The 18,666-nt window shown below is 68.3% G+C and carries 13 protein-coding genes and 1 pseudogene; 5 read left to right on the top strand and 9 right to left on the bottom strand.

Annotation, left to right across the window (positions count from 1 at the left end):
• Both CF68_RS09805 and CF68_RS09810 read left to right on the top strand, forming a co-directional pair.
• Positions 1–1,161: pseudogene (locus CF68_RS09805) on the top strand (DUF2957 domain-containing protein); the annotation flags it as partial.
• An 87-nt stretch (positions 1,162–1,248) separates the two neighbouring features.
• Positions 1,249–2,088, top strand: a complete 840-nt coding sequence (locus CF68_RS09810) for an OmpW family protein (RefSeq protein ID WP_035817942.1) — start codon at positions 1,249–1,251, stop codon at positions 2,086–2,088.
• Positions 2,089–2,156: 68 nt separating this feature from the next.
• Here the strand turns inward: CF68_RS09810 and CF68_RS09815 are convergent, their stop codons facing one another.
• The 3 genes from CF68_RS09815 to CF68_RS09825 form a co-directional block, all read right to left on the bottom strand.
• Positions 2,157–3,644: an efflux transporter outer membrane subunit gene (locus CF68_RS09815; RefSeq protein WP_035817944.1), complete on the bottom strand. Its 1,488-nt coding sequence runs from the start codon at positions 3,642–3,644 to the stop codon at positions 2,157–2,159.
• A gap of 2 nt (positions 3,645–3,646) precedes the next feature.
• Positions 3,647–6,799, bottom strand: a complete 3,153-nt coding sequence (locus CF68_RS09820) for an efflux RND transporter permease subunit (RefSeq protein WP_035817947.1) — start codon at positions 6,797–6,799, stop codon at positions 3,647–3,649.
• Between the two features lie 65 nt (positions 6,800–6,864).
• On the bottom strand, positions 6,865–8,115 hold the full coding sequence (locus CF68_RS09825; RefSeq protein WP_035817948.1) for an efflux RND transporter periplasmic adaptor subunit: 1,251 nt from the start codon (positions 8,113–8,115) through the stop codon (positions 6,865–6,867).
• Positions 8,116–8,730: 615 nt separating this feature from the next.
• On the opposite strand from CF68_RS09825, the gene CF68_RS09830 reads away from it, so the two are divergent.
• Positions 8,731–9,474 (top strand): TetR family transcriptional regulator, encoded by a 744-nt coding sequence (locus CF68_RS09830; protein WP_035817949.1) that lies wholly within the window; start codon positions 8,731–8,733, stop codon positions 9,472–9,474.
• Positions 9,475–9,483: 9 nt separating this feature from the next.
• Here the strand turns inward: CF68_RS09830 and CF68_RS09835 are convergent, their stop codons facing one another.
• The gene (locus CF68_RS09835) at positions 9,484–10,578 is read right to left on the bottom strand and encodes an ABC transporter substrate-binding protein (RefSeq protein ID WP_200872546.1); all 1,095 of its coding nucleotides are present in this window, start codon (positions 10,576–10,578) and stop codon (positions 9,484–9,486) included.
• Positions 10,579–10,874: 296 nt separating this feature from the next.
• Here CF68_RS09835 and CF68_RS09840 point away from each other — a divergent pair, with 296 nt between their 5' ends.
• Entirely contained in the window at positions 10,875–11,549 is a 675-nt protein-coding gene (locus CF68_RS09840; RefSeq protein WP_035817950.1) for a response regulator, read from the top strand.
• A 2-nt stretch (positions 11,550–11,551) separates the two neighbouring features.
• Positions 11,552–13,006 carry a sensor histidine kinase gene (locus tag CF68_RS09845; RefSeq protein WP_035817951.1) on the top strand — a complete coding sequence of 485 codons (1,455 nt, stop codon included), beginning with the start codon at positions 11,552–11,554 and terminating at the stop codon, positions 13,004–13,006.
• A 3-nt stretch (positions 13,007–13,009) separates the two neighbouring features.
• Here the strand turns inward: CF68_RS09845 and CF68_RS09850 are convergent, their stop codons facing one another.
• From CF68_RS09850 to CF68_RS09870, 5 genes are all read right to left on the bottom strand, one after another.
• Positions 13,010–14,479, bottom strand: coding sequence for an NAD(P)/FAD-dependent oxidoreductase (locus tag CF68_RS09850; protein WP_035817952.1), 1,470 nt, complete (start codon positions 14,477–14,479; stop codon positions 13,010–13,012).
• 67 nt (positions 14,480–14,546) lie between these two features.
• Positions 14,547–15,443 (bottom strand): patatin-like phospholipase family protein, encoded by an 897-nt coding sequence (locus CF68_RS09855; protein ID WP_035817953.1) that lies wholly within the window; start codon positions 15,441–15,443, stop codon positions 14,547–14,549.
• A 22-nt stretch (positions 15,444–15,465) separates the two neighbouring features.
• Positions 15,466–15,888: a PaaI family thioesterase gene (locus CF68_RS09860; protein WP_035817956.1), complete on the bottom strand. Its 423-nt coding sequence runs from the start codon at positions 15,886–15,888 to the stop codon at positions 15,466–15,468.
• A gap of 50 nt (positions 15,889–15,938) precedes the next feature.
• Entirely contained in the window at positions 15,939–16,997 is a 1,059-nt protein-coding gene (locus CF68_RS09865; RefSeq protein WP_035817959.1) for an AbrB family transcriptional regulator, read from the bottom strand.
• Between the two features lie 123 nt (positions 16,998–17,120).
• Entirely contained in the window at positions 17,121–18,635 is a 1,515-nt protein-coding gene (locus CF68_RS09870; RefSeq protein WP_010811346.1) for a tripartite tricarboxylate transporter permease, read from the bottom strand.
• Positions 18,636–18,666 lie beyond the last annotated feature (31 nt).

An 18,666-nucleotide genomic window follows, 5' to 3' on the forward strand; every position in this document is an offset into this window, starting at 1 on the left:
GCGCCGTCCACGCCGGCCGCGGTGCAGACGCGGCTGTGCCCGGCATCGCTCGACTACACCACCACCTTCACCGGCGGCACCGGCTCCGGCGAGCTGGTGAAGGTGCAGATCGACACCACCAAAAAGACCTGGCAGGTGACCTTCCTCGATTCTTCCGTGCCGCGCCAGACCGGCACCGTGCAGCCCACGCGCAGCGACCCCACCAACGGGCAGAACGTGATGCGCGGCACGCTGAAGGCAGAGACGGGGTTGCCGACGGAGAAGCTCAACCAGTGCGCGTTCGAGCTGAGCGGCGCCAGCCTCGATCCGAACCGCCCGGCCAAGCTCTTTGTCGGCGAAGGCGTGGTGGGCGGCACCATCCCGGGCGCGCGCATCCAGTTCAACGGCGTGCTGGGCGCCGGCGCGGTGCCTGACACCACCTTCCCGTACTTCCAGTTCATCGGCTTCGCGCAGACCGAGACCGACCTGTCGAAGATTGCCGGGCAGTACAACGGCACGGGCTTCCACGAGGTGCCGTCCAAGCAGTTCCAGCTGGTGGCGCAGGACTACCGCATGGCGCTGGCTGCCGATGGGTCATTCACCGTCTGCGACAACGCCACCAACACCTGCGAGCGCAAGGGCAACAACTTCGTGCCGCAGGCCAACGGCGCGCTGCTGTCGACCAACTACAAGGCCGAAAGCCAGCCGCCCACGCTGGGCGGCACGCTGGGCAAGGCCTACCTGATCGTGGGCAAGCTGCGCGGCCAGCTGGTGCCGATCATGATCCGCGTGGGCTATGCCAATGACACGCTCGCCAACGGCCCGCTTGGTGCCGACGACGAGATCGGCATCGGCATGATGGCGCCGGCGGTGGCGGTCACCGAAGGCACGGTCAACGGCGAATACGTCGGCGTCGACAGCAACTTCAACTACCGCGTGACGGCACTGGTCGGCGCCGCGGCCACCATGATGGATCCGTTCCGGCCGCACGATGCGTCGCTCGCCATCCCGTACCGGCTGGACTTCTCGCAGCAGGTGCCCGGCGTGGTCCGCACGTCGCGGCGCGAGGCGCCTGCAGGCTCGGCGCCGACCGGCAAGCTGATGTTCACCGGCGGCGTGTTCGGCTTCCTGGAACAGCGCGACAGCGGCCCGTACTTCACCGTCGGCGCATTCGTGCAGTAGGCACGCTACCAGGCCCGGGCCATTGCAGCCCGGGCCACTGCACCACGATTCGACCATACAGAGACATCCACTGCCGGGGGACACAAGATGAAAACCATACGCCTCACGCTCACGCTGATGCTGGCCGCGCTGGCCAGCATCGCCCTGCCTGCCCATGCCCAGAAGAAGGGCGACAACGTGGTATCCGCCGGCTGGTTCCATATCCAGACCCATGGCCAGAGCGGTCCGCTGACCACGTCGCTGCTGGACGTGCCGATCAACTACCCGCTGGGCCTGCCGTCCACCTTCACCGCGCCGGGCAGCAGCCTGTCGTCGTCCAATGCCGATACGCTGGGGCTGACCTTCAGCCACTTCGTCACCGACCATATCGCGGTCACCGCGGTGGGCGGCATCCCGCCGGAGTTCAAGATCTACGGCCACGGCGAACTGATTCCGCCGGGCCCGGCCGGCGCGCTCGGCCGCCAGAGCCTGGGCGACCCCGCGCTGAACCCCATCATCACCAAGGCGCGGCAGTGGAGCCCGGCGGCGATGGTGCAGTACCACTTCCTGGATCCGGGCACGCGTTTCCGCCCTTTCCTGGGGGTGGGGGTGTCGTACAACTTCTTTACCAACATCGAGGTCAATCCGGCGTTTGCGAGTTCGGTCAACAACAACCTCGGCGCGATCCTGGCGGCGGGGGCGGGCATCCCGGGGCCGACTTCGGTGAGTGCGGATGCGTCGTCGTCATGGGCGCCGGTGTTCAATATCGGTGGCACTTATAACTTTGACGAGCATTGGGGCGTGACGGCGGCGGTGACTTATATCCCGCTGAAGTCGACGTCGACGATGACGATCAAGGCGTCCGACGGGACCGTGCTGTCGACGTCGAAGACCAAGCTGGAGCCGAATCCGCTGGTGTTCTTTTTGGCGGCTTCGTATAAGTTCTGACGCTGAAAGAAAAAAACGACGCGCCTGAGCGCGTCGTTTTTTATTGCTGCAACGGCAAGCGGCAACCCTTACTGCGTCACCGTCCCCTGTTGCGCAGGCGTCCCCTGCTGCGCCACCGGACTGCTCTCCTGCAAACCACCGCCCAGCGACCGGTACAGGTCGATCGCGTTGTTCAGCCGCAGCTGCCGCGCCTGGATCAGCGCCTGCTCGGCGGTGAACAGCTGGCGCTGCGCATCGAGCTCGTCCAGGTAGCTGGCAATCCCGCTGCGGAAGCGCACGCGCGCCAGTTCGTAGCGCGCGGCTTCGGCATTGCGCACTTCTTCCTGGCCGGCCACCTGGTCTTCCAGCGTGCCGCGCGCCACCAGCGCATCCGCCACTTCCGCGAAGGCCGTCTGGATGGTCTTCTCGTAGTTGGCCACCTGGATGTTCTTGCGCACATTGGCCAGGTCCAGGTTGGACTTGTTGCGGCCATAGTCGAAGATCGGCAGCGTCAGTTGCGGCGCGAACGACCACGCCTTAGTGCCGGCATCGAACAGGTTCGAGAACGTCGGGCTGATCGTGCCAATGCTGGTGGTCAGCGTGATGCGCGGGAAGAACGCCGCGCGTGCCGCGCCGATATTCGCATTGGCCGACAGTAACTGCTGTTCGGCCTGGCGGATGTCCGGGCGTTGCTCCAGCAGGTCCGAAGGCAGGCCCGCGGGAATATCGCTGATGATGCGTTCGTCGGACAGGCGCATCGGCTCGGGCAGGTTCTCGATGCTGCCGATGGGCTTGCCCACCAGCACTTCGAGCGCGTTCTGCGCCTGCGCGCGCTGGCGTGCGAGCTGCGCGGCGGCGACACGCGCCTGGGCCACCAGCGACTCGTTGTCGCGCAGGTCCAGGGCGGACGTGGCGCCGACGTCGAAGCGCTGCTTGGCGAGTCCATAGGTGCTCTCGCGCGCCTTGAGTGTGTCGCGTGCAATCTCGTATTGCTCGGCGAAGGAACGCTCGGACAGGTAGGCCTTGGCCACTTCCGACACCAGCGAGATATACGCCGAACGATGCGCCTCTTCGGTGGAGAAGTACTGCGCCAGCGCCGCGTTCGACAGGCTGCGCACGCGGCCGAAGAAGTCCAGCTCGTAGGACGAGATGCCGAGGCTGGCCGAGTAGACTTGCGATACCGCAGGCTGGCCCAGAACCGATACCCCCGTGGCAGCGTTGGTGCTGGCACGGGTATAGCCAGCATTCGCGTTCACCGTCGGCAGCAGGTCGGCGCGCTGCACCTGGTACTGCGCGCGCGCTTCCTCGATGCGCAGCGCGGCGGTGCGCAGGTCGCGGTTGTTTTCCAGCGAGGTCGCGATCAGCGACTGCAGGCGCGGGTCGCGGAAGAACTCGCGCCAGCCGATGTCGACAGCGCGGCGGGTCTCGCCGCTCTTCGCCTCGGCGGTGGCGTAGCCCTCGGGCGCCACCGGGAAGCTGTCTGCCACCGGCGGGGCAGGGCGATCATAGTGGGGGGCCAGCGTGCACCCCGTCAGAACGCCGGCCACCAGCAGCAGTGTGGTCAGAGTCTTGGTCATATTCAGATTTCCTCTTTCGGCTCGTGCCACTTCTGGTCGAGCATGCGCTGGCGTTTGCTGCCCTTGAAGCGCTTGCGCACCACCACGAAGAAGACCGGCACCAGGAAGATCGCCAGCACCGTGGCGGTGATCATCCCGCCAATCACGCCGGTACCGATGGCGCGCTGGCTGGCCGAACCCGCACCGGTGGCGATCGCCAGCGGCAGCACGCCCAGGATGAACGCCATCGACGTCATCAGGATCGGGCGGAAACGCAGGTGCACCGCTTCCAGCGTGGCTTCGATCAGGCCCTTGCCCTGCGCCTGCAGGTCCTTGGCGAATTCCACGATCAGGATGGCGTTCTTCGCCGACAAGCCGATCGTAGCGATCAGGCCCACCTTGAAGTACACGTCGTTGGGCATGCCGCGCAGCGTCACGCCGAGCAGCGCGCCGAGCACGCCCAGCGGCACCACCAGCAGCACCGAGAACGGGATCGACCAGCTTTCATACAGCGCGGCCAGGCACAGGAACACGATGATCAGCGACAGCGTGTACAGGATCGGTTCCTGCGAGCCGGCCAGGCGTTCTTCATAAGACTGGCCGGACCACTCGAAGCCGAAGCCCGGCGGCAGCTTGGCGAAGTTCTCTTCCATCACGCGCATGGCTTCACCGGTACTGCGGCCCGGCGCGGCCTGGCCCGCCAGCTTCACCGCCGGCATGCCGTTGTAGCGCTCTAGGCGCGGCGAGCCCATCACCCACTTGGAGGTCGCGAACGCGGCAAACGCCACCATGTCGCCGTTGCTGTTGCGCACGCGCAGCTTGGTCAGGTCGTCTGGCAGGCGGCGATCCGAGCCTTCTGCCTGCACGATCACCTTGCGCACCCGGCCTTCATAGATGAAGTCGTTGACGTAGTTCGAGCCGAACGCAATCGACAGCGTCGAGTTGATGCTGGCCACCGTGACGCCGAGCGCCTTGGCCTTCTCGCGGTCGATGTCGATCTGCAGCTGCGGCGCATCTTCCTGGCCTTCGGGGCGCACGCCCATCAGCACCGGGCTCTGCGCGGCCATGCCGAGCATCATGTTGCGCGCTTCCATCAGCTTGGCGTGGCCCTGGCCGGTGCGGTCCTGCAGGCGGAAGTCAAAGCCCGAGGAGTTGCCCAGCTCGGAAATCGCCGGCGGGTTGAGCGGGAAGATAATCGCGTCCTTGATGAACGACAGCGCGCCGAAGGCACGGCCGACCAGCGCCTGCGCGGTCTCGCCGTCGCCGGTGCGCTCCTTCCAGTCCTTCAGGCGCACGAACGCGATACCGCCGTTCTGGCCGCGGCCGAAGAAGGAGAAGCCCGCCACCGTGATCATCTGGTCCACCACCTTGCTTTCCTTCTGCAGGTAGTAGTCCTCGATCTGCTTGAGCACGCCGATGGTACGGTCTTGCGTGGCGCCGTTGGGCAGTTGCACCACGGTGATCATGTAGCCCTGGTCTTCGTCGGGCAGGAACGACGACGGCAGGCGCTTGAACAGCACCACCACGCCGACGATGATGACCGCGTAGATGATCAGGTAGCGGCCGGAGCGCTTGAGGATGCGCGCGACCACGCCCTGGTAGCTGGTGGCCGAACGCGCGAAGGTGCGGTTGAACCAGCCGAAGAAGCCCGTCTTCTCATGGTGATGGCCGGCTTCCACGGGCTTGAGCAGCGTCGCACACAGTGCCGGGGTCAGCGTCAGCGCCAGCAGCGCCGAGAATGCCATCGACGAGATCAGCGACAGCGAGAACTGGCGGTAGATGTTGCCCACCGAGCCCGAGAAGAATGCCATCGGGATGAACACCGCGGTCAGCACCAGCGTGATGCCGACGATGGCGCCGGTGATCTGGCCCATGGCCTTGCGCGTGGCCTCACGTGGCGAGAGTCCTTCCTCGCTCATGATCCGCTCGACGTTCTCGACCACCACGATGGCATCGTCCACCAGGATACCGATGGCCAGCACCATGCCGAACATGGTCAGCACGTTGATCGAGAAGCCGAACGCCAGCAGCGCGCCGAATGTACCCAGCAGCGCGATCGGCACCACCAGCGTCGGGATCAGCGTGGCGCGGAAGTTCTGCAGGAACAGGTACATCACCAGGAACACCAGCACCACGGCTTCGAGCAGGGTCTTGATCACTTCCTCGATCGAGATCTTGACGAAGGCCGAGGTGTCGTAAGGCACCGAGTACTGGTAGTCCGCCGGGAAGTTCTTGGACAGCTCTTCCATCTTGGCGCGCACCGCGGTGGCCGTGGCCAGCGCGTTGCCGGTCGGGGCCAGCTTGATGGCGATGGCCGCCGACGGCTTGCCGTTGGTGCGGGCCAGCGTCGAGTAATCGGCGCCGCCCAGCTCCACCCGGCCCACGTCCTTGATGCGCACCGAAGACCCGTCCGGGTTGGTGCGCAGCAGGATGTTGCCGAACTGCTCAGGCGTGGTCAGGCGGCTTTCGGTGGTGACGGTGGCGTTGAGCTCGGTGCCCTTGGGCGAGGGCGTGCCGCCCAGCTCGCCCACGGCGACCTGGATGTTCTGCTCGCCCACCGCGGCGGTGACGTCGGTCGGGGTCAGGTTGTAGCCGGTCAGCTTGGCCGGGTCCAGCCAGATCCGCATGGCGTACTCGGTGCCGAACAGGTCGGCCTGGCCCACGCCCGGCACGCGGCGGATCGAGTCGATCACCTGCGCCGAGACATAGTTGCCGAGCTGGATCGCGTCAGCCGTGCCGGACTTGGACGACACGGTCAGGAACATCATGTAGTTGTTCCCGGCCTTGTCCACGCGCACGCCCTGCTGGCGCACTTCAGCCGGCAGGCGCGCTTCCACGCGCTTGAGGCGGTTCTGCACTTCGACCGAGTTCAGGTCGACGTTCGAACCCGGCGCGAAGGCGATGGTGATGCTCGCCAGGCCGGACGACTCGCTGGTGGAGTTGTAGTAGAGCAGGTTAGGGGCGCCGTTGAGCTCCTGCTCGATCACCGAGGTGACGGAATCCTCCAGCGTCTTGGCCGACGCACCCGGGTAGGTGGCGGTGACCGAGATCGTCGGCGGGGCGATGTTCGGATATTGTGCGATCGGCAACTGCAGGATCGCCAATATGCCGCCCAGCATGATGATCAGCGCGAGCACCCACGCGAACACCGGCCGGTCGATAAAAAACTTGGCCATAAAACTGGCTCCCTCTTGGTCTAGCGGTCTAGCCGTATTTGCCGTATTGGTTGGTACGGCAGGGTTCAGCCTTGCTTGGCGTCAGACTTGGCTTGCTGCGGGCCCTCGGCCTTGGGGGCCGAGGCCGGCGCCGCCGGCGCGGAGGCCGTCGCCGCGGCCGGTGCCGAGGCCCCGGCCGGCTTGAACGGCACGGCCTTGGCCGGCGCACCGACCTTGATCTTCTGCAGGCCCTCGACGATCACCTTCTCGCCGCCCTTCAGGCCTTCGGTCACCACCCAGCTGTCGCCAATGGCCTGCGGCGCCTTGACCGGCACTGCCGCGACATTGCCGTCCGTGCCCACCACCATCACGCTGGCACCCTGCGCGCCGCGGATCAGCGCCCGCTGCGGCACGGTCAGTGCGTTCTCATCCACGCCCTGCTCGATCTTCACGCGCACGAAGGTGCCCGAGAGCAGTTCGCGCTTCGGGTTGGGGAACTGCGCGCGCAGCGTGATCGCGCCGGTGGTCGGGTCCACGGTCATGTCAGAGAACAGCAGCTTGCCGGTCTGTTCGTACTCGCGGCCGTCTTCGACATACAGGTGCACTTTGGCGCCGCCGTTCATGCCCTTGACCATGCCGGACTCGATGGCGCGGCGCAGGCGCGTGACTTCCGAGGCCGGCTGGGTGAAGGTGACCCACATCGGGTCGACCTGCTCCACCAGCGCCAGCTTGGTCGCCTCGCCCTTGCCCACCAGCGCGCCCTCGGTCACCAGCGCGCGGCCGGCGCGGCCGCTGATGGGTGCGGTCACGGTGGTGTAGCCCAGGTTGATCTGGGCGGTGCGCACCGCCGCCTTGGCCGAAGCCACGTCGGCATTGGCCTGGCCGGCGGAGGCCACGGCGTCGTCGTACTCCTGCTTGCTGACCGCGTTGACGGCCACCAGGGGCTTGTAGCGGTCGGCCTTCAGGCGCGCCGACACGGCATTGGCCTCGGCGCGCTGCAGCGCGGCCTGGGCCGAAGCCAGCGTGGCCTGGTAGGGTGCCGGGTCGATGCGGAACATCACCTGGCCGGCCTTCACTTCGCCGCCTTCGGTGTAGTTGCGCGACAGCACGATGCCTTCGACGCGAGCACGCACTTCGGCCGTGCGGATGCCTTCCAGGCGGCCCGGCAGTTCATTGACGACGGCGACCGGCGACGGCGTCACGGTCACCACACCCACTTCCGGCGGGGGCGGGGGGCCGCCTTCGGCCTTCTTGTCGCCACAGGCAACAAGCGCCACGGCAGACAGCGCCGCTAGTGCATAGGCTGCAACGCAACGGATTCGTTGGGACTTCCTCATCGATAACCCCATGATGGCAATTTGAGATCTGCCGCATCGTCCCGACCTGTCATCCGACAAACGGAAACGACACAGCCCGCCGCACGGTTTGCGGCGGACAAAAGCGTGATGCTAGCCACAAATCGCGGCGTCGCAATGTCAAATGCGACGAACGGCGGCTTTTATGTAACGACTGGATTCATGACCGACTGGCCGGCGGCAGGGATTGCCAGCTGTGCTGGGTATGTCACAGAAGGCGGCTGGCCGAATGCCGGGCAAGCGCGTATTATATATACATTCAAGCATGTATGTTAAGTTGATGTTGCAGAAGGGCCTTTCGGCGCACAACCGGCGCCGCGAGGCCGCGGCAATACGGATCCCGAGCCCGGTCAAACCCAACCGGTCGGTCCGAATTGCGTGCTACCCGTTCGGAATCACGGCGCAAACCGCCGGCTCGGGTTAGGATGCGCGCCGTCGTGTCGGCTCGCAGGCTGCAAGCACATTGGCATGTGACGACAACGACCCGCCGGCGCATGCGCCGGCCCGTGCGGCTGCCTCAGCGGCCGCACCAGGGAGAACCAACAAGGCTGGCCATGACGGCTCCATCTCGTCATGCCGCCGGCACCAGAGACAAAAATGGTCAGACGTACCAAGGAAGAGGCGCTTGAAACGCGCCACCGGATTCTCGACGCGGCCGAAGCCGTGTTCCACGCCCGCGGCGTGGCACGCCCGTCGCTGGCCGACATCGCCGAGGCGGCGGGTGTCACGCGCGGCGCGATCTACTGGCACTTCAAGAACAAGAGCGATGTGTTCGCCGCCATGTGCGACCGCGTCAACCTGCCCGTGGAAGCGCTGTGCGACCCCGAGCGGCTCGCGCGCCAGGAAGACCCGCTGGGCGGCATCCGCGACATCTGCGCCTATGTGATGCGCCAGACCGTGGTCAACCCGCGCTGGCGCCGGGTGTTCGAGATCATCTTCCACAAGTGTGAAATGGTGCAGGACAACGGCGCCATCTTCGAGCGCCAGCGCCAGTCGCACCAGGAAGGCCTGATCAAGATGCGCGAGCACCTGCGCCTGGCCCTGGAGCGCGGCCAGCTGCCCGCCGACCTGGACCTGGACCTGGCCGTCAATGCCTTCCATGCCGCCATCGGCGGGGTGCTGGCGCACTGGCTGTTCTCGCCGCAGGACTTCGACCTCGACGCCAACGCCGAGCGCATGTCCGACGCCTTTATCGATACCCTGAAGTTCTCATCGGCGCTGCGCCACGGCTACGTGCCGCGCCCGATGGCGGCGCTGGACCGGGAACTGTCCACGCTGTGCCAGCAGGCCTGCCCGAACGCCCAGCCGGGCGGGCTCGATACCGGCGACCTGGTCCCCTGAGCTTCGCGCTCAGCCGCGCATGGCCTCGCGCCAGCGCGCCAGGAATGCGCGCTTGCGCATCGCGTCCTGCGCGGCCAGCAGGCCCGGGCCGACGCTGATTGGCTTGAGCGCGTAGCCCAGCCGCTCCGACAATGCCGCCGCGGTGTGCACGCTGTCGGTATCGGTGCGGATGGTATAGAGCTGCGAGGTGGACTTGGCCAGCAGCGCCTGGCCCTCGCGCGAGAGCAGATAGTCCAGCCACAGCCGCGCCGCATTGGGCCGCGGCGCGCGCCGGGCAATAAAGGCCACCCGCGACATCACCAGCGTGTAGTCGCGCGGGGCGATTACGTCGATGGCCGCGCCGCGCTCCATCAGCGACAGCGCGTACGAACCCAGCAGGTTGTAGCCCATCACCAGCTCGCCGCTGGCGATGCGCTCGATCATCTCGGCAGTGGACGCCGACAGCTGCACCCCGGCGCGCCCCAGCGCCTGCGCCAGGTACCAGAACTCACTGCCCATGCGTGCGTCCTGCTGCGCCAGCAGGTAGCCCACGCCCGAGCGCTCCACGTCATACGTCACCACCTTGCCATGCCAGCGCGGCGCGTGCTCCTGCAGCAGCCGCGCCAGCCCGCTGCGGCTGCGCGGCGGGCGCATGCCGGCCAGGTGGTGGCGGTTGTAGACGATCACCGCGGGCTCGAAGGTGGTGCCCCAGGCCTCGTCGCGCCACACCGCCCAGCCGGGCAGGCCGGCGCGCTCGGGCGAGGCGTAGCGCTGCGCATGGCCGTCGTTGACCAGCTTGATCTGCAGGTCCATCGCCGTGCTCCACAGCACGTCGGCGAAGGCCGCATCGGGCGCGGGCCGCTTGCCGCCCAGCGCCGCGGTCTCGGCCAGGAAGCGCTGGTTCAGCTCGATCGTGTTGAGATCCTGGTAGTGCACGCGGACGCCCGGGTAGCGCGCCTCGAACGCGGCGATCAGCGGCTGCGCCACTTTCAGGTCGGTCGATGCATAGACCGTGACCATGCCTTCGCGCATGGCGCCGGCAATGGTGGCGTCATACCCGGACGGATACCCCGGCGGCGGCGCCGGGGGCCTAGACTGGGCATGAAGGGGCCACGCGGCCGGCAAGGTGGCGCCGGCCAGCAGCGATGCGCCCAGCAGGCGGCGGCGCTGCCCCGAGGCAGGCGGCTCGCAAGCGCACGGCAGGGACGGCGGGGGTGGACGCGTGGGCACGGTGGTCGGAAACGGAAGAACTGCCTGTGGAAGGGAGCGGGCGCACGGACAACACGCGCCGGGACCAGCGGGGCGGAGGTATTATAGGCGCCCGCGGCGGGCACGCTCCATCGGTGCTGCACCTTGTTATCCGGACGTTTTCCGCCGCCGCAACCGAAACATGGACCAAACCGGCAGAGGAGGAGACCGGCATGCGCATCCTGCTGGTGGAGGATGAAGTCGAACTGGCACGCTGGGTCACCCGCGCGCTGGAGCAGGGCGGCTTTGTGATCGAGCACGTCGCCGACGGGCTGCAGGCCGAGGCCCGCCTGCAGGCCGAGGAATACGACGCGGTGCTGCTCGACCTGCGCCTGCCCGGCAAGGACGGGCTGGCCGTGCTCAAGTCCATGCGCGCGCGCGACGACCGTACCCCGGTGCTGATCCTGACCGCGCAGGACACGCTGGACGAACGCGTGCGCGGCCTGAACCTGGGCGCCGACGACTACCTGCCCAAGCCCTTTGCCATTGCCGAGCTGGAAGCGCGGCTGCTGGCGCTGATCCGCCGCAGCCGCGGGCGCGCGCATCCGCGCCTGCAGTGCGGCACGCTGGTGTTCGACGGCGAGACCCGCAGCTTCACGCTGGACGGCGCCCCGCTGGCGCTGACCCCGCGCGAATCGACCCTGCTGGGCGCGCTGCTGGCACGCAGCGGCCAGCCGCTGACCAAGGCGCAGCTGCTCGACAAGGTGTTCTCGCTCGACGCCGATGTCTCGCCCGACGCGATCGAGGTGCTGGTCTACCGGCTGCGCAAGAAGCTGGCCGGGCACGGCGTCACCATCGTCACCCTGCGCGGCTTCGGCTACCTGCTGGAGCCCGAGGCCGGGCGCTGAAGATGGCGCGGCGCCATCGCGTCCCGTCCTGGCGCCGCGGCAGCCTGCGCCGGCAACTGCTGTTGCTGCTGGTGCCGGCGCTGGCGGCGATGATGGCGATCGACACCTGGCTCACTTACGGCACCCTGCGCGACGCCGCCAACACGGCTTATGACCGCTCGCTCTATGGCTCGATCCGCGCCATCGACAGTGCCATCGGCATGGCCGGCGACAACGTCCAGCTGACCCTGCCCGATGCCGCCATGGAGATGTTCGAGACCGCGGCGCAGACCCATGTGTTCTACCGCGTGTCGACCGAGCGCGCCGGCCAGGTCGAGACCGTCACCGGCTACAACGACCTGCCGCTGCCTGCCGGCACCCTCGTCAACAACCAGCCGCGCTTCTACGACGCCGAATACTTGGGCGAGGCCGTGCGCATCGCCGCCATGGCGCGGCCGGTATACCGCCCGGACGCGCGCATGCGCGTGATCATCCAGGTGGCCGAGACCGCCGAGCCGCGCACCACGCTGATCGGCACGGTCTGGCGCAGCGCGTTGGCGCGCGACCTGCTGCTGATCCTGCTGAGCGCCGGCATACTGGTGGGCGGCGTCACCTACGTGCTGCGCCCGCTGGCGCGCGTGCGCGACGACGTGGAAGCGCGTTCGCCGGACGACCTGGCCCCGCTCACGTTCGAGCGCGTGCCCGCCGAGGTGCGCCCGCTGGTCGACGCGGTCAACCTGCATGTGTCGCGCTCGGCCGCGATGGCGCAGTCGCAGGCCCAGTTCATCGCCGACGCCGCGCACCAGCTGCGCACGCCGCTGGCCATCCTGAAGACCCAGGCCGAATACGCCCAGCGCCAGCTGCGCGCGCCCGACCCCGAGGCCGCGCGCCAGGCCGCCGGCGAAGCCGTGGGCGGCATCGTCACCCAGCTGGAGCAGGCCGCGCGCCTGACCAACCAGCTGCTGGCGCTGGCGCGGGTACGCCAGCACCACGGCGAAGCCGCCCAGGAAGCCGATGGCATCGACATCATCGACGCCGTCACCGTGGCCGAGCAGGTGGCACTGGACTACCTGCCGCTGGCGCGCGGCAAGCAGCAGGACTTCGGCTGGGAGCCGGTGCCGGGGCTGAAGCTGCCGGTGCGCGCCGACCCCGCGCTGCTGCGCGAGGCGCTGGCCAACCTGGTCCACAACGCGATCCAGTACTCGCCGCGCGGCAGCCGCATCACGCTGTCGGCCACGCGCGCCGACCAGACCGCCTGCCTGGTGGTGGAAGACGATGGGCCGGGCATTCCGGCCGAAGAGCGCGAAAAGGTCTTCGCGCGCTTCTACCGGCGTGTGGGCAATGCGGAGCCGGGCTCCGGGCTGGGGCTGGCGATCTCGCGCGAGATGGCGGCGCGGTTTGGCGGCACGGTGGAGCTTGGCGATGGGCTGCAGGGCACCGGCGTGCGCGCGGTGCTGAAGCTGCCCATCGGCGAATAACCCCTAACCGTATAATTCCTCCGCCACCGTCGGATGCAACTGCACCGTGGTCTGCAGGTGCGATTCGCGCACGCCCAGCCGCAGCGCCACCGCCAGCGTCTGCACGATCTCGGGCGCGGCGTCGTCCATCAGGTGCGCACCGAGCACGCGCCCGCTGCGCGCATTCAGCACCAGCTTGAACATCGACTGGTGGGAGGTGCCGGCAAAGCGGTTTTCCAGCGAGACGAAGCGTTTGACCACGGTGCGGATGCGTTCGGGCTTGCCGGCGGCTTCGATTGCCTGGGCCTCGGTCAGGCCCACGGCGCCGATGGCCGGCTCGCAGAACACCGCGGTGGGCACGAAGTCAAAATCGGCGCGTTCGCCGCGACGGCCGTACAGGCGGTCGGCCAGCCAGCGGCCCTGCGCGGTGGCCACCGGGGTCAGGTGCAGGCCGTCGATGGCGTCGCCGAGCGCGTAGATGCCGCGCACGTTGCTGCGGAACTGGCGGTCCACGCGGATGCCGCCCTTGTCGCCAAAGTCCACACCAACCGCCTCCAGCCCGAAGCCCTGCACGTTGGAAATGCGCCCGATCGCCGCTAGCGCGGCCTGCGCGCGCACGGCCTCGGTCTGGCCGGGGCGGTCGGTGGGGCGGTAGCACACTTCCACCGCGCCGTTGGCCTGGCTCAGCAGGTGCACCCTGGCGTTCAGGTGCAGGCGCACGCCGCGCGCGGTCAGTGCCTCGGCCAGCGACCGGGAGATGTCGTGGTCGAAGTGGGGCAGCAGCCGGTCGCCGGCAACGATCAGGTCTACCTTGACGCCGTAGCGCGACAGGATCGAGGCCTGCTCCACGCCGATGTAGCCGCCGCCGATCACCGCGATCGAACCCGGCACGGTCTGCCAGGTGAAGACGTCGTCGGAACTGGCGGCCAGTTCGCCGCCCGGGACTTCGAGCGCTCGCGGGCGCGCGCCGGTGGCGATCAGGATGCGGCGCGCGTGGATGGTCTCGTCGCCGACGCGCACTTCGTCCTTGCCGGTGACCAGTGCGTCGCCGCGCAGGATTTCCACGCCGGATTCGTGCAGGCGCTGGGTGTAGCCCGCGTTCAGCCGCGCGACCTCGGCGTTGACGCGGACGATGGCGTCGCGCCAGTCCTCATGCCCGCCGGTGTGCGACAGGCAGCCCGACAGGATCGCCGACCAGCCGGCACCGTAGGACAGCATTTTCTTGGGCACACAGCCGCGGTTGACGCAGGTGCCGCCGATGGCATCGCGCTCGACCAGGATCACGCGTGCACCGTGGGCGGCGGCACGCCGCGCGCAGGCCACGCCGCCCGAGCCGCCTCCGATCACCACCAGGTCTGCCTTGCGCACCTTGTCGTTGCGCCGCGTGCGGCCGTCGCGCACGCGCGGCACCTGCTCCACCGGCGGCGCCGCGCTGACCTCGCGGGCGCGCCGCGGTTCCTTGGCCCCGGCGGGGGTTGTCTGGCGCTTAGTCATCCATGCCTCCTGTCGCGGCACGCGGGCCGCATCGACAACAATCAGGCCAGCGCCAGCAAACAAGAAACTAGGCAGCGGGCCGCAGTTCGGTATTCAGGATCGACGGCCACTCGCGCAGGAAAGTTTCCCCGTCGCGGCGGCCCAGCTCGTAGGCGTGCGTCATGGCATCGGGCTGGGTGTAGTCCCAGCTCGAGATCGGCACGCGCTGCGAGGGCTGCAGGTACAGGCGGCGCTGGCCGCCTTGCTCAAGCACGAAACGGCGCGGGCGCGGATACAGCCTTGTCACCAGCACCAGCACATTGCCCGGGGTGGCATCGAGCGCGTCCACGGGCACGTTGTCAACCAGCCCGCCGTCCAGCACCGGGCGGCCGCCGCGGCGCAGCACCGGCGTGAACGGCGGCGTGGAGGCCGACTGCAGCAGCAGGTCGGCCAGCTGCTCGGGCGAATCGCAGTCCTGCGCGCGCACGAACTCCGGCCGGAAGCCCAGCTTGCGCCCCAGCCGCGGGTGCAGCGTCTTGAGCACATGCTTGTCGATGTTGTACGCCAGCAGCCCCGCGGCCACCGCCAAGCGCGGGCCGCTCCAGCGCGGGATATGGGCCACGCCGATGCGGATCTCCGGCGCCTGCTGCAGGTGCGAGAGGCGCCCGTCGGCGAAGATCGTCAGCAGCGCGGTGCGGTAGATGCCGTAATGCGGGAACACGCGCTCATTGCGCAGCAGGTTGCCCCAGTAGGCATTGCGGCGGTTGTTGGACAGCACCTCGCGGTAGTAGTCCATGGTCTGGTGCGAGTCGTGCGCATAGACCATGCACGCCGTCGCCGCGCCGGCCGAGATCGCGGCGATCACGCGCGGGCGCAGCTGCAGTTCCGGCGCGACCGTGTCCCACCAGCCCGCCTGCCACCAGCAGCGGTTGCCGCCGCCGGCAAAGACGATCTGGTCGAAGGGATTGGCGTGGCCGGATGTCATGAACGCTGGCGTTGCGAGGGGATCAGAGCAGGGCGTAGGTGGTGGTGGCCTGCACCGCCAGCTTGCCGTCGGTGCCGGTCAGCTCGATCTCGCCGAACACCACAGTCTTGCCCAGCCGCAGCACGTTGGCGCGCACCAGCACGTCGCCGTCGATCACCGGGCGCATGAAGTTGGTGGTGAGCGAGACCGTGGTCATCGGGCGGAAGGCGCCCAGCGCACTGGCCACGGCGACGATCATGGCGGTATCGGCGGCGGACATCAGCACCTGGCCGCAGACCACGCCGCCCGCATGGCGGAACGATTCGCTGAACGGCAGGCGCAGCGTGACGCCCTGGGCATCGACGGCTTCGGCGCGCAGGCCGAGCTGGCGCACCCATGGCGCCAGCACGCGCTCCAGCGTGGCGTCGATATCGGTGAGGCTGAATTGCGGTGCGGCTTCTGACATGGCGCTCCTGGTTCTGGCTGGCCGCACCGTAGCCGTCCTGTGGCGGACCGCTACTCTGTCTCCTCCGGCGCGACGCGATGTTTGAGGCAATGATACAGGGGGCCGGTGGCCAGCACCACGAAGGCCATCCGGATCACGTGGAACGCGGTCACCAGCGGCACCCCCACCTCCAGCACCTTGGCGGTGATGCACATCTCGGCAATGCCGCCCGGCGTGGTGCCCAGGATCACCGTGGCCGGGTGCGCGCCCGACAGCGCCGCCAGCCCCCAGCCGAACAGCGCCGACACCACCAGTGCGATCACCGTGTACAGCGCCACGCCCGACAGGAAGCGCGGCGCGGTATGCAGGAACTCGCGCGAGAAGCGCACCCCCAGCGAGACCCCGATCAGCAGCTGGCCGGCACGGCTCATCCAGGTGGGGATGGCCGACAGCTCGATCCCGGACGCGGTCAGCACCGCCGCCGCCAGCAGCGTGCCGATCACGAACGGGTTGGGCATGTTCAGCCGCTTGACCAGCAGCGCCACGCCCAGCGTGATCGCGACCAGCGCCAGCAGCCCCGGCGCGCTGACCACGCGCGGGCCGGGGATATAGGGGTCGAGCCCGTGGATGCCGCCGTACTGGAAGATCGCAGGCACGGTCACCACCACCATCAGCACCCGCAGCGAATGCGCGGCCGCCACCTGGTCGATGCGCGCGCCGTTGCGCTCGGCCAGGTTGGCCATCTCCGAGGCGCCGCCGATGGCGGTGGAGAAGAATGCGGTCTTGAAGGCCACGCCGGTGGTCCGCCGCAGCAGGATGGCGCCGCCCGCGCCCAGCACCAGCGCGAACAGCGAGCCGGCAATGATGTAGGGCAGGTACTCCACCAGCCGCGCCACCACGTCCGGCGTGAAGTAGAGCCCGAGCGACGCGCCAATCACCCACTGGCCCGCATTGCGGGCCTGCGACGGCGCCCGCAGGTCGGCGCCCGCCATGCGCGCGGCGGCCACGGCCAGCAGCGGGCCGATCATCCACGGCAGCGGGGTGTGCAGCGCGGTGCAGAGCAGGGCGGCGGCCAGCCCGAGTGCCAGCGTGGGCAGCGCGGACAGCCAGGGGTTGGAGAAGAGACGCATGTGACAGCGGCCTGGCGCAGGGCGCCGGCGGCTTGTTGTTCTGGAAAACGAGAGACGAAAGACAAGAGGCCCGCACACCATTGGCGTGCGGGCCTCGCAAAGCTTACCGCAAGATCGCGCGCATCATGCCGCGTTGTCGGCCTGCGCGTGCGCCGAGGTGCGGGTCGCGTGCCAGCGCAACAGGCGCGGGATCACCACCACGGCCACGGTCAGCGCCAGGATGGTGGCCGAGATCGGCTGGCGCAGGAACAGGGTCCAGTCGCCCTGGCCGATCGACAGCGCATTGCGCAGCTGCTTCTCGGCCATCGGCCCCAGGATCATGCCGACGATCACCGGCGCGGTGGGGAAGTCGAAGCGGCGCATCACCATGCCCAGCAGGCCGACCACGAACAGCAGCAGCAGGTCGAACCACGACTGGCGGATGCCGTAGGCGCCCAGGCCCGCGAAGATCAGGATGCCGCCGTACAGCAGCGGCGTGGGCACGCGCAGCATGCGCACCCACAGCCCGATCGCCGGCAGGTTCAGCACCAGCAGCATGACGTTGCCGATATACAGCGACGCCAGCAGGCCCCACACCAGGTCGCCCGAGGTCTGGAACAGCATCGGGCCCGGCTGCAGGTTGTAGTTCTGGAACGCGGCCAGCAGGATCGCGGTGGTGTTGGAGGTGGGGATGCCCAGCGTCAGCAGCGGCGCCAGCGTCGCCGTGACGGCGGCGTTGTTGGCCGCTTCGGGGCCGGCCACGCCTTCGATCGCGCCGACCTTGCCGAAGTCTTCCTTGTGGTCCGACAGCTTCTTCTCGGTGGCATACGACAGGAAGGTCGGGATCTCGGCGCCGCCGGCGGGGATCAGCCCGAACGGGAAGCCGATGAAGGTGCCGCGGATCCACGCCGGGATCGAGCGCTTCCAGTCCGACTTGTTCATGTGGACCGAGCTGAGCTTGTTGAAGGTGCCCGCCGGCTGCGGGAAGAACGCGTTGAACAGCGCCTCGCCCACCGCGAACAGGCCCACCGCCACCACCACGATGTCGATGCCGTCGTACAGCTCCTGCACGTTCATCGAATAGCGGGTCTGGCCCGACAGCGAATCCATGCCGATCAGGCCGATGCCCAGGCCCAGGAACAGGGCGGTCATGCCGCGCAGCAGCGACGAGCCCAGCACGGCCGAGACCGTGGTGAAGGCCAGCAGCATGATCATGAAGTACTCGCCCGGGCCGAACTGCAGCGCCACGTCCGCCGCCACCGGCGCGAACATCGACAGCATCACCGTGGCGATGGTGCCCGCCACGAACGAGCCGATCGCCGCGGTGGCCAGCGCTGGGCCGGCGCGCCCGTTTTTGGCCATCAGGTTGCCTTCCATGGCTGTCACCATGGTGGAAGACTCGCCCGGGGTGTTCATCAGGATCGAGGTGGTCGAGCCGCCGTACATCGCGCCATAGTAGATGCCGGCAAACATGATCAGCGCCGCGGTCGGTTCCACCTTGGCGGTCAGCGGCAGCAGCATCGCCACCGTCAGCGCGGGGCCGATGCCCGGCAGCACGCCGATGGCGGTGCCGAGGAAGCAGCCCACCAGGGCCCACATCAGGTTGATCGGCGTGATGGCCACGGCAAAGCCGTGCATCAGCTGGTTCAGGGTATCCATTCGAAGACTCCTTGCTGGACGGGCGGGCGGG

The organism is Cupriavidus sp. SK-4 (genome assembly GCF_000611125.1).
Classification (GTDB): domain Bacteria; phylum Pseudomonadota; class Gammaproteobacteria; order Burkholderiales; family Burkholderiaceae; genus Cupriavidus; species Cupriavidus necator.